At 74.2% G+C, this 11,983-nt stretch carries 9 protein-coding genes; 2 read left to right on the top strand and 7 right to left on the bottom strand.

Annotated features, from left to right (window positions below):
- Positions 1-36: 36 nt before the first annotated feature.
- Positions 37-741 (bottom strand): DUF4396 domain-containing protein, encoded by a 705-nt coding sequence (locus ACGFI1_RS30385; RefSeq protein WP_392790231.1) that lies wholly within the window; start codon positions 739-741, stop codon positions 37-39.
- 121 nt (positions 742-862) lie between these two features.
- Between ACGFI1_RS30385 and ACGFI1_RS30390 the strand changes: the two genes are divergently transcribed.
- Positions 863-2,320, top strand: a complete 1,458-nt coding sequence (locus ACGFI1_RS30390) for an MFS transporter (RefSeq protein WP_392790234.1) — start codon at positions 863-865, stop codon at positions 2,318-2,320.
- Between the two features lie 79 nt (positions 2,321-2,399).
- Here ACGFI1_RS30390 and ACGFI1_RS30395 read toward each other — a convergent pair whose 3' ends face one another.
- Together ACGFI1_RS30395 and ACGFI1_RS30400 are read right to left on the bottom strand one after the other, a co-directional pair.
- Positions 2,400-2,786 carry a hypothetical protein gene (locus ACGFI1_RS30395; protein WP_392790236.1) on the bottom strand — a complete coding sequence of 129 codons (387 nt, stop codon included), beginning with the start codon at positions 2,784-2,786 and terminating at the stop codon, positions 2,400-2,402.
- A 211-nt stretch (positions 2,787-2,997) separates the two neighbouring features.
- Positions 2,998-3,600 (bottom strand): TetR/AcrR family transcriptional regulator, encoded by a 603-nt coding sequence (locus ACGFI1_RS30400; RefSeq protein WP_392790239.1) that lies wholly within the window; start codon positions 3,598-3,600, stop codon positions 2,998-3,000.
- 54 nt (positions 3,601-3,654) lie between these two features.
- Here ACGFI1_RS30400 and ACGFI1_RS30405 point away from each other — a divergent pair, with 54 nt between their 5' ends.
- Positions 3,655-4,245, top strand: coding sequence for a TIGR03086 family metal-binding protein (locus ACGFI1_RS30405; protein ID WP_392790241.1), 591 nt, complete (start codon positions 3,655-3,657; stop codon positions 4,243-4,245).
- On the opposite strand, the gene ACGFI1_RS30410 is transcribed toward ACGFI1_RS30405, so the two are convergent.
- The 4 genes from ACGFI1_RS30410 to ACGFI1_RS30425 all read right to left on the bottom strand — a co-directional run bounded on the left by ACGFI1_RS30410 (position 4,235) and on the right by ACGFI1_RS30425 (position 11,951).
- Positions 4,235-6,391, bottom strand: coding sequence for a protein kinase domain-containing protein (locus ACGFI1_RS30410; protein WP_392790244.1), 2,157 nt, complete (start codon positions 6,389-6,391; stop codon positions 4,235-4,237). The genes ACGFI1_RS30405 and ACGFI1_RS30410 overlap by 11 nt on opposite strands.
- Positions 6,391-8,697 (bottom strand): outer membrane protein assembly factor BamB family protein, encoded by a 2,307-nt coding sequence (locus ACGFI1_RS30415; RefSeq protein WP_392790246.1) that lies wholly within the window; start codon positions 8,695-8,697, stop codon positions 6,391-6,393. Before ACGFI1_RS30415 ends, ACGFI1_RS30410 begins: the two co-directional genes overlap by 1 nt.
- A gap of 204 nt (positions 8,698-8,901) precedes the next feature.
- Positions 8,902-9,813, bottom strand: a complete 912-nt coding sequence (locus tag ACGFI1_RS30420) for an NAD(P)-dependent oxidoreductase (protein ID WP_392790248.1) — start codon at positions 9,811-9,813, stop codon at positions 8,902-8,904.
- Positions 9,814-9,839: 26 nt separating this feature from the next.
- Positions 9,840-11,951: an MMPL family transporter gene (locus ACGFI1_RS30425; RefSeq protein WP_392790251.1), complete on the bottom strand. Its 2,112-nt coding sequence runs from the start codon at positions 11,949-11,951 to the stop codon at positions 9,840-9,842.
- Positions 11,952-11,983: the final 32 nt, after the last annotated feature.

Here is an 11,983-nt window from a genome sequence, read left to right on the forward strand (position 1 = left end):
CCTGCCCACATTGTGCCGGAGCACCGGTGCGCCGGGTCAGTGGTGGTACTGGTGCACGACGGCGTGGCCCTTGCCTCGGCCGATCATCCACCGGTTCACCGGCGTGGTGACGATGAAGGCGAGCAGGAACGCTATGGCGAGCGCACCCCAGAACAGGGGGTCCGCCAGGCCGGCGTCCATCGCTCCCGGGATCGCCACCATGGCCGCGTTGTCCAGCACTTCCATGACCGCGATCGAGACGGTGTCGGCGGCCAGCGCCACGCCGAACGCGGCGCGCAGCGTCAGCCCCGCCTTGAGGACGCCGCGCATGGTCAGGGCGTACCCGAAGACGAACGCGAGGAAGACCGCCAGGACGATCGTGGCCACGTTCGACCACCCCAGCGCCGTCCCGATCACCATGCCGAGCACCTCGCCGATGGCGCAGCCGGTCAGGCAGTGCAGCGTCGCCTGAGCCGCCATCCCCCACGACACCGACCCGGCGCCCCCATGCCCGTCCGCATGACCGCCCGCATGACCGCCGTGCTCGCTGGGCCCGCCATGTCCCGCCGCGTGGTGTGCACCCGCGGCCTGCTTGCTCGCCTGCGCTTGTCCGCCGTGCTCTCCGGTGTGGGACGTCTGCCCGCCGTTGCCGCTCGCGTGGTGGGCATGACCGGCTTGCCCAGGCGTGTGGGACGCCCCACCGGGCGGGTGGGCGGTGTGCGGGGTGTGGGGGGCGGGGCCTTCGCGGTCTTGGGCGGTCATTTCGGGGGCTCCTTCAGGTTTCGGGAATCAGCGCGGGGCGCCGGGGGTTGCGCGGGGAACTATACCCCCCTAGGGTAAGCGACCGCTGGAGATATACCCCCTAGGGGTAGAAGGAGGAGTCATGTCCGGACGTTCCGCACCGCCCGCCGCGCGCCGCTGGTGGGCGCTGGCGCTGATCGCGACCGCTCAGTTCATGGTGATCATGGACACGTCGATCATCGGGGTGGCGCTGCCCCGCATCCAGGCGGATCTCGGGTTCTCGCAGGAGAACCTGTCCTGGGTGTTCAACGCCTACGTCGTCGCGTTCGGCGGCCTGCTGCTGCTCGGCGGCCGGCTGTCGGACCTGTTCGGCGCCCGCCGGCTGTTCTCCACCGGGTGGGTCGTCCTGCTCGCCGGGTCCGCCATGGCGGGCGCCGCCGGGAACGTCGGCGTGGAGCTGGCCGGACGCGCCGTCCAGGGCGTCGGCGCCGCGCTCATCGCGCCCGCCGCGCTGACGCTGCTGATGATGCTGTTCGGCTCCGAGCCGCGCGAGCTGACCAAGGCGCTGTCCCTGTACGGGGCGGCGGCACCGGCCGGCGGCACCGCGGGCGTGTTCCTCGGCGGCGTCGTCACCGAGTACCTGTCCTGGCCCTGGGTCTTCTACATCAACATCCCCATCGCCCTGATCGCGCTGGCCGCCGCGCCCGCGCTGATGCCCGGCGGCGGGGGCGGCGCCCGCGGCAGGGTGGACGTGCTCGGCGCGCTGACCGTCACCGCGGGGCTGGGCGGCCTCGTCTTCGGCGTCGTCCGCGCGCCCGAGGTCGGCTGGAACGCGTTCGAGACCTGGGCCGTGCTGGCCGCCGGGCTGGTGCTGCTCGGAGTGTTCCTCGCGCTGCAGGCGTACCGCCGTGCCCCGCTGATGCCGCTGTCGATCTTCCGCGCGCCGAACCTGGCCGCCGCCAACCTCGCGCAGCTGCTGCTCGGCGGCGCGTGGATCCCGATGTGGTTCTTCCTGAACCTGTACCTGCAGCAGGTGCTCGGCTACAGCGCCTTCCCGTCGGGCGCGGCGCTCGTGCCCATGACCGCGCTGATCATGCTCGGGATGATCGTCCTGGCGCCGCGGATCATGGGGCGCCTCGGCGCCAAGGGCGCCATCGTCACCGGGCTGCTGGTGCTGGCCGCCGGGATGGGCTGGCTGTCGCTGATCCGCCCGGACGGCGACTACTGGGTGGACGTGCTGCCGGCCTCGCTGGTCGCCGCGCTCGGGATGTCGCTGGCGTTCATCCCCTCGCTCGGCACCGCGCTGTCGGCGGCCCGTCCGGAGGAGGGCGGGCTCGCGTCCGGCATCGTCAACACCGGCTACCAGGTCGGCTCGGCGCTCGGCCTGGCGGCCATGACGGCCATCGCCGCCGCCTCCGGCGCGGACCGGCTCGGGGACCTGCCCGCGCTGACCGACGGGTTCTCCGCCGCCTTCACCGGCGCGGCGCTCATCGCGCTCGCCGGCGCGGGACTCGCCGCCGTCACCCTCCGGACCCCCCGTCCGGACGCCGCGGCCGCGGCCGCGCCGCAGGCGGAGGGCGAGAAGACCGCCGGCCGCTGACATGGCCTGCGCGAAACGCGCGACGGCACGTTCACCGCACCCGGTGCGGGGAACGTGCCGTCGTCCTCATGCCGGACGGTCAGCTGTAGAAGTAGCGGGACGAGCGCGTCACGGTCGTCCCCCGCTCGCCCCAGTAGGTCTTGATGTCGGCGCGGTAGTAGGTGTCCTCGTACGCGGTGGCGAGGCTGCGGCAGGTGCTGCCCGAGTTGCCGTAGTAGTTGTTGTAGTCCTTCCAGGACGGGCTGGGGCCCGACCGGCTGATGGGGACGAGCGTCACCTGCACCCAGCGCGCGCCGTCGGTGTTGTACGCCTGGGCGCAGAACTGGTCGCCGCCGTCGTTGTAGGAGACGGTGCCGTCGCCGACCGAGACCGGCCCGAAGGAGTTGGCCAGCGCCGGCTGCGCGACCGCGATGCTCGCCGCCGCGATGCCGAGGCCCACCACGGCCGTCTTCATCAGTGTCTTCATCGTGCCCCTTCCACCCGGGCGCGAGATGATCGCGCCGCTCGGTGTTGATCTTCGGTCGGCGGATCCGCCGGTGGAAGGGGCCTTCGCCATTGTTCGCCGGGCCGTCACGCCAAGTTCGATCTTGGTCGTGGCGCGGGGGCGCGAGGCCCGGCGCGCAAGGAACGCACGGCGAACGCAACACCAACAACGGGGCGGAGCCGCCCGGAGGAGCTCACGTGCTCAGGCCGGCCGCGTGGCGCATGGCGGTGCGGGCGCGGGCCGGCGCCGAGGCGTCCTCCAGCAGCTGGATCTCCTGGTTGGCGGCCATGGCCAGGCCGGCGATCACCGTGGCGACCTCCTCGGCGGGACGGTGCGGGCCGGGCAGCCCGGCCTGGGCGGCGGCGACCTCCGCCGTCAGCGCCCGGCGCTGGGACGCGACGATCTCGCGCAGCCGGTCGCGCAGCGGTCCCGGCCGCCCGTCCAGTTCGGCCGAGGCGGCGGTGAGGAAGCAGCCGCCGGGGAACGGGCATTCGGCCAGGTAGCCGACCCAGCCGTCGATCAGCCGGCCCAGCCGCTCCGGACCGGGCGGCAGCTCCGCCAGGGGGGCGACGACCGCCGCGCGGAACACCTCGCCGGCCTGGTCGAGCGCGGCCATCTGCAGGCCGTCGCGGGAGCCGAACGGGCCGACCAGCCCCGCCTTGCTCATGCCGAGCCGCTGCGCGAGTGTGCCGAGGGTCAGCCCCTCCAACCCCACCTGGGAGGCGTCCCGCATCGCGGCCCGCACGATCCGGTCGCGGGTCCGGGCCGCTTCGGCCGCCGAGCGTCGAGGAGACATACCCCAAGACTAGCGAACGGTCGTACGCTATTTTGGCGTACGACCGTTCGCCAAATGACGAGAGGCCCGCCCGGCATGACCGATCTGCTCCAACTCGACGCCACCGCGCTCGCCCTCCTGGGCCACGATGTCGCCCTTGTTCCCGACTCCGCGATGGGCGACCCGACGCCCTGCGACGGGTGGACGGTCGCCGACCTGCTCCGCCACATGAACGAGCGGCACGAGGCCATCGCCCGGACGGCGCTGCCGCCCGTCGAAGCGAGCGCGGACCCGCGCGACGACTTCGCCCGCATCGCCGCCCGCTGCCTCTCCGTGCTGGAGCGGGCCGGTGAGACCGTGGACCTGCCGCAGCGCGGCCCGACGCCGACCGAAATGGTGCTCGGCGTCCACACCGTCGACATGCTGGTCCACCGCTGGGACCTGGCGCGCGCATTGCGGACCACGCCCGCCGTGCCGTCCCGCCTGGCCGAGGTGGCACTGCCGCTGGCGCGGGCCAACACCGCTCCGAGCAGCCCCCTCAACGGACCCGGCGGCGTCTACAGCCCCCCGCTGGCCGAAGACCCGACCCGTCCTGCGATCGACAACCTCGCAGCCCTCCTTGGCCGCGACCCGGACTGGACGCCGCCGGACGGGGTCAGCGGGTGATGGTGGCCGCGCGCAGGTGGCCGTCACCGGCGCCGAAGTAGACCACTCCATCCGATACCACCGCGTTGGGGTCGCGGTCGTCCGCCAGCTTGACCTTGCCCAGGGAGGCGCCGTCACCGGCCTTCAGGAGGTGCAGTTCGCCGGTCTTCGTGCCGACGTAGACCGTCCCGGACAAGAGAGTGGGTGACGAGCTCACCTGAGGAAGCTCACGGCGCCACAACACCGCGCCGGTCTTCGCGTTGAACGCGACCGCCTGCCCATCGTTGCCCTGAGTGTCCGCGTTGCCGCTGATGTAGACGACCCCGTCGGAGACCACGGGGCGCCACGAATCCGAGAAGTCGCCGAGGCCCGTGGGGGTGTTCCACAGGAGCGCACCGTTACCGGGGTCGCGCGCCGAGACGGTGCCGTCCTCACCGAGCCCGTACAGGACGCCGCCGATCACGATGAGCGACTCCGGGCGGCCGTGAAGTTCGTCCGCGAAGGGAGCCTTCCACAGGCGCTTGCCCGTATCGGCGTTCAGCGCGTGGAGTTGCGGAGCCGGCTCTTCGTAGGTGCTCGCGACGTAATAGACGACGTTCTCGTGGGCGGTCATCTTCCACAAGACCCCGGCTTCGTGGCTCCACGCCATCTTGCCGGTGCCGGTGTCCAGCGCGTACACCAACGACTTCTTCTCGTCGGACGTCCGGTGGAAGAAGTACATGTGCCGGCCGGACAGCGCTTCGCCGAGCAGCAGCGACTGGTCGGGGCGTTCCCACAGCCGGCGGCCGGAGGCGGCGTCCAGGGCGAACACGCGGCCGCTGTCGCTGTCGCGTGAGGAGTCGGCGTAGGCGCTGAGGTAGATCCTGTTCCCGGCGAGGAACAGGGAGTTGCCGCCGCCGTAGGCCCGGTCGTACGTCCACCGGGCCTTGCCGGTGCGGGCGTCCACGGCGTGGATGACTCCGTCGCCGTCGCCGAAGTACAGCGTCCCGTCCTTGAGCACCGGCGGCCAGGCCGGCTCACCGCTGTAGGACCACATCTGCTTCAGGACCGGCGGGCTGGGCTCGGCGGCGCGATCGGTGCGGCCGCCCCGGTCGGCGTCCGGCTCCCCGCCGGTGAGGAACAGCGTGGTGGCGACGGTGACGAGGACGCTGACGGCTGCGAGGCCAGTCAGGAAACGTCCCCGCGTGAGCAGCCGCCGGGACGGGGGACCTGGAGGCGGGCCCTGGTACGGCGCCGTCACGACGGCGGTGGGCGCGGGAGGCGGCGCGGGGACCGTGCGGGTGATCTCGGTCGTCAGCGGTTCGGGCAGCCAGCCTGCTCCACCGGGCGGCCATGCGCGCGACGCCCGGCCCAGTTCCTCGACCAGAGCGGGGACAGTGGGACGCCGGGCGGGGTCCTTGTCCAGGCAGCGGGCCACGACGTCCGCCAAGCCGGGCGGCACCCCGGTGAGGTCGGGGGCCGCGTGGACGACCCGGTAGTTCAACGCGTGGACGGAGCCGCCGCCGAACGGCCCGGCCCCTGTCGCCGCATACGCCAGGACGGCGCCAAGGGAGAACACGTCGCTCGCCGGGCCGACCTCGCCGCCCCGCAACTGCTCCGGGGACATGAAGCCCGGCGTGCCGACCATCGCCCCCGTCACCGTCAGCCGGGTGCCCTCGGACGCCAGCGCGATCCCGAAGTCGATCAGGCGCGGACCGTCCGCGGCCAGCAGCACGTTCGACGGCTTGAGGTCGCGGTGCACCACCCCGGCGGCGTGCACGCTCTCCAGCGCCTCCGCGAGCGCCGCGCCCAGGGACCGGACCGTCCCGTCCGGCAGCGCACCGTGCGCGTCGACCGCGGCCTTCAGCGACAGCCCGGGCACGTACTCGGTGGCCAGCCACGGCGGCGTCCCGTCCGGGTCGGCGTCGACCACGGCGGCGGTGAAGGGGCCGCTCACCCGGCGGGCCGCCTCGACCTCCCGGACGAACCGGCGCCGGAACCCCGCGTCCTCCGCCAGCCCCGCCCGCACCACCTTCACCGCGACCGCGCGCCCGCCCGGCGACGACGCCAGGAACACCTGGCCCATCCCGCCGCCGCCGAGCCGCCCGGCGAGCCGGTACGGCCCGAGCTGCTCCGGGTCGCCCGCCTCCAGCGGCGCGTACGCCTCCACTCCGCTTGCCCTCTCCATCAGACGGTGCCCGAGAGCACGCGCAGAACGTCGTCTTCCTCGACATAGAGCCGGCCGTCGATGAGGCCCGGGCTCCCGCCCACGTGCTCCTGCCACAGGCGGGTGCCGTTGCGGGCGTCGAGGGCGTAGAGGTTGCCGGCGCCCTCGTCGCTGCCGTCGTCGAACAGCACCTTCCCGTCCTGGACCGACACCAGATCGGCCTCGTCCACGCCCGGCTTGTGCCGCCACAGCGGCTTGCCGGTGGCGGCGTCGAAGGCGCAGACGTAGCCGTCGTTCTCGAAGTAGACGACGCCGTCCTCGACGATCGGGGTGCCGGCCCCGCCGGCGATGGCTGGATCCCAGGAGGCGCCCTCGAAGCCCTGCTTCCACGCGTACCGGCCCGTCGCGGCGTTCACCGCGTGCAGTGAACCGTCCCGGACGCCGTAGTAGACGGTTCCGTTCGCGGCGATGGGGGACGATTCGATCTCGTCCCCGACCTTGAGGCGCCAGAGGTTCGCACCGGTCTCCGCGTCCACCGCGCGCAGGGTGCCGTCACTGATCACGGCGAAGACGACTCCCCCGGAGACGGCCGGCCCCTTCTTCGAGAAGCCCTCGTAGCGGTTCCGCCACAGCTCCCGCCCGGTGCGGGCGTCGCGCGCGATCAGCCGGACGTCGGACCCGTACATCTTCTCCCCGACCACCTCGATCGACGGATGGATGCCGTTGTCCTTCCACTTCCACAGTTCCGCGCCGCTCGCTGCGTCCCGGGCGTAGGTGTAGTCGCCGGCGCCGTAGTACACGATCGAATCGGTGGCGCCCAGGAACAGCGGGCCCGTCGGGACGCCCACGCCCAGGGAATGCGTGTACTTCCAGCGCACCCGGCCGTTCTCGGTGTTCAGGGCGTACAGACCGCCCTTCTGGTCGTCGATGTACGCCGTGCCGCCGATCACCTGCGCCAGGTGCATGCCCTCCTCCAGCGGGAAGGTCCACAGCTCCTTGCGCTTCGGTTGCCCGGACGCCTCGGCCTCGCCGTCGTCACCGGACAGACGCACCGCGAGAACGACCGCCGCGACGACGACCCCGACCGCCACCGCAGCGGCCACCGCGGCCAGGATTCGGCGCCGCCCGCGGGTGAGCGCCCACGTCCGCCCCACCGAAACAGGCGAAACAGCCCCACCCGGCGGGACGGGGCCACCCGGCGTAACGAATCCACCGGGCGGAACGACGCCGCCAGGCGAGACAACGCCACCAGGCGGCACGGGCGCATCGGGCGGAACGGGCGCCCCCGGCTGGGCAGAGCTACCGGGCGGAACGGAGCCGCCGGGCGGAACGACACCGCCAGGCGCACCAGCACCACCCGGCGGGACGGGCACGCCGGGCGGAACGGAAACACCCGGTGGGGCGGGCGTGCCGGGCGGGGGCAGGAGTGGCGCGGAGCGGGCGCGGAGGACGTCCGCCGCGACCGGGGCGGGCAGCCAGCCGGCCTCGGTGAAGAAGCCGGCGGCGTGCCCGGTGCCCGCCAGGCGGCTCAGCTCGCCGACCAGGTCGGGGACGGTGGGACGCCCGGCGGGGTCCCTGGCCAGGCAGCGGGCGGCGACGGCCGCGAGCGCGGGCGGCACACTCGTCAGGTCCGGTTCCTCGTGGACGACCCGGTAGTTCAGGGCGTGCGCGTGCCCGGCCCCGAACGGGCCGGTGCCGGTCGCCGCGAACACCAGCACGGCGCCGAGGGCGAAGACGTCGCCGGCGGCGGTGACCTCATCGGCGACGAGTTGTTCGGGGGCGATGAAGCCGGGCGTGCCGATGACCATGCCGGTCTCGGTGAGCTCGGTGGCCTCGGCGGCCCGCGCGATGCCGAAGTCGATGACGCGCGGGCCGTCCGCCGCCAGCAGCACGTTCGACGGTTTGAGGTCGCGGTGCACCACGCCCGCCTCGTGGACGCTCTCCAGGGCCTCCGCGAGCGCGGCGCCCAGGGCGAGCACCGTGCTCTCCGGCCAGGCGCCGTGCGCGGCCACCGCCGCCTCCAGGGAGACCCCGGGCACGTATTCGGTGGCCAGCCACGGCGGCGTCCCCTCGGGGTCGGCGTCGACCACGGCGGCGGTGAAGAAGCCGCTCACCTGGCGGGCCGCGTCGACCTCCCGGACGAACCGGCGCCGGAACCCCGGGTCCTCCGCCAGCCCGGCCCGCACCGCCTTCACCGCGACCGCGCGGCCGCCCGGCGACAGGGCGAGGAACACCGTGCCCATCCCGCCGCCGCCGAGCCGTCCGGTGATCCGGTACCGCCCGAGCCGCTCCGGGTCGCCCGCCCGTACCGGCGCGACACCGCTCACTCGGCTCCCTCCCCGGCCGCGGTGCCGGGATCCGGCACGGCCGTGCCCGGCGTCAGGCGCATGATCATAGTCGCGGTTCTCCATCGTCGGCGGGGGGATCGGACGGCTCGCCTACAGATAGACGCTACTGTTCGACAGAGAGTTCGCTCGTCTCCGGACGCGGTTCGCGGACCCGCGCCCGCCGTAGGGAACCGGCACCGGCCGTCAGTCGTCGGGGCCGGTGTCCTCCGGTTCCAGTTCCAGGCCGGAGGCCGCGGCCTGGAGGTCGAGCAGGATCGCGAAGTCCTCGTCCACCCGGCCCGTCCCCACGCTGGCCTGGACGAGCTGTGCCGTGAGCGCCGTGACGGGCACGGGGACGCCGAGGCGGCGGGCCTCGTCGAGCCCGAGGTCGAAGTCCTTGCGCAGCAGGACGGGCGTGAACGTCGGCGTGTAGTCGAGGTTCACGAACGCGGGCGACTTGTAGCGGGTGAACTCCGAGCCGAGGACGCTGCCGTTGAGGAACTCCAGGAACGCGCGCCGGGAGACGCCGCCCTTCTGCGCCAGCACCGTGATCTCGGCCATCGCCTGCGTCACGATCCCCAGCATCAGGTTGTGCGCGATCTTGACCAGCCGCGCGGAGTCGCCGTCGCCGACGTAGGTCACCGACCTGCCGATCCGCTCCAGCAGCGGCGCGGCGAGGTCGTAGGCGTCGCGCGGCCCGGACACGACCAGGCTCAGCCCGCCGGCGGCGGCGACCCCGGCGTTCCCGCTGACCGGCGCGGCGAGGAACCCGGCGCCCCGCTCCGCGCAGGCCGCGCGGACGCGGGCCGACGACTCCGGCGAGACGGTGGAGGAGTCGACGACGGCGCGGGGGACGCGGTCGCCGGCGAGCAGCCCGTCCGCGCCGAGCAGCACGTCCTCCAGGGCGTCGGACGACGACACCATCGTGAAGACGACGTCCTTCCCGCGCAGGTCGGCGATCGACGCGGCCACCGCCGCGCCGTCCGCCCGGAGCGGCTCCGCCTTGGCGAGGGTGCGGTTCCAGGCGGTGACGTCGGTTCCGGCGCGGGCGAGCCGCCCGGCCATCGCCGTGCCCATGCGGCCGGTGCCGATCCAGCCGACCTTCGGTGCTGCCATGCCGACCCGGTACCCGCCGGCGCAGGTCAGGAACGTCCGCCGGGCCACCACGTCCGGTCGCCGAGCCAGGTGACCAGGGCGGGCACCTGGAGCGACCGGACGAGGAGGGTGTCGATCAGGACGCCGATCGCGACGGCGAGCCCGACCTCGGCGACCGTCACGTCCGGGATCTGGGTGAGGGCCAGGAACGTGCCCGCCAGGACGAGCCCGGCGGCGGAGATCACGCCGCCGGTCGCGGTGAGGCCCCGGCGGACCGCCTCCGCCGTCGCGGCGCGGCGGCGCTCCTCGCGGACGCGCTCCATCAGGAAGATGTTGTAGTCGACGCCGAGCGCGACGAGGAACACGAAGATGTAGACGAACAGGTCGGCGGCGACGCCCCCGTGGCCCGGCGCGTGCGTGAACAGCAGCGCGGAGACGCCGAGCGCGGCGGCGAAGGACAGCACGACGGTCGCGAGCAGCACCAGCGGCGCGACGACCGACCGGAGCAGCAGCCCGAGGATCACGGTGATCGCCAGCAGCACGAGCGGGACGATCCGCGCGGTGTCGCCGAGCGCGGCGTCCCGGTAGTCGGCCTGCACCGCGGGCATCCCGCCGACGAGGGACCCGGGCGCCGCGTCGCCGAGCCGGTCGCGAAGGCGGTCGATGACGTCGGCGGCGCCGTCGCCGTAGGGCGGGACGGCGAGTTCGACGCGCAGCGTGCCCCGGCCGGCGAGCGGAGGCGCCTGCTCGACCTTGGCGACGCCGTCCGTCGAAGCGGCGGCCCGTTCGGCGGCGGCCACGGTCGCGGCTGCGGCTCCGGCGGGCAGTACGACGGTGAGCGGGTCGGACGCGCCGTCCGGGAAGTGGTCCGCGAGCACCTGACGGCCGGTGACCGACTCGCTGTGCGGCGGCACCTTGTCGACGGGGTCGGCGCTGACGTGCAGGCCGGTCAGCCCGAGGGCGGCGGAGCCGAGCGCACCGGTGACGAGGACGGCCACGAGCCGGGGGCGGCGCCCGACGAGTCCCGCGACGGCGCCCCACAGCCGGTGCCGCCCGGCGCCGTGGTCCCGCCCGGGGGACGGGACGCGCGGCCACAGCACCCACCGTCCGGCGCAGGCGAGCAGGGCGGGCAGCAGGGTCAGCATCGCCGCGAGCGCCACCGCGATCCCGGACGCGGCGACGGGCCCGAGCCCGCGCAGCCCGGCGAGGTCGGCGACCAGCAGGCACAGCAGCCCGGCGGTGACGGTCGCGGCGCTCGCGACGATGGCCGGCGCGGTGCGGCGCAGCGCCTCGGCGAGCGCCTCGTGCCGGTCGGCGTGCCGGGCCAGTTCCTCGCGGTACCGGTCGAGCAGCAGCAGCGCGTAGTCGGTCGCGGCGCCGAATACCAGCACGATGAGGATGGCGGACGACAGGTCGGTGACCGCCAGCCCGGCCCGCGCCAGGCCGTAGGCGCCGCCACGGGCCACCATCACCGCCAGCCCGGCGGCGAACAGCGGCACCAGCCACAGGACGGGGCTGCGGTAGGTCAGCAGCAGGAGGACGGCGACGATCGCCATGCTGGTCAGCAGCAGCGGGCCGTCCACGTCGCCGCCGTCGTTGTCCACGTCGAGCCCGGCCTCGCCCGTCACCAGGGCGCGCAGCCCGGCGGAGTCCGGGTCGGGCATCGCGGTGCGCAGCCGCTCCACAGCCGTTGCGACGGTGTCGTCATCGGCCTGGCGCGGCTGGATGCCGATGGTGAACAGCGCCGCCGAGCCGTCCGGTGACGTCTGCACCGGTCCCGGTGTTTGCACGCCCGGTACGCCGAGCGCGGCGGCCTCCTCGCGGGCGTCCGCGATCGCCGTGCGGTCGGCGGCGGTCAGCGCCCCGCCGGACGCGCGGTGGAAGACGACGACGGCGGTCTCGGCGTCCGGGTGCGCGGGGTCGGGCTCGGTCAGCCGGGCCACTTCGCTCGACTCGAACCCGCCGGGCAGGTAGGCGGCGGAGTCGTCGCGCTGCACATCGCCCAGCCGGGACGCGAACGCCGTCGCCACGATCGCGAGCGCGATCCAGGCGAGCAGGACCGGCCATTTCGCGGCTCTGATCGTCCGGCCGAGGCGGGTGGCCGGGGGCGGGGCGGGACGGGCGGCGCGGGGCGGGTTCTCGGGTTCGGTCTGCGACATGGCGTCCAGTCCAGCCGCCGCGGCCGGGCCGC

It is taken from the genome of Actinomadura geliboluensis (assembly GCF_043197915.1).
In the GTDB taxonomy this organism is placed as follows: domain Bacteria; phylum Actinomycetota; class Actinomycetes; order Streptosporangiales; family Streptosporangiaceae; genus Spirillospora; species Spirillospora geliboluensis.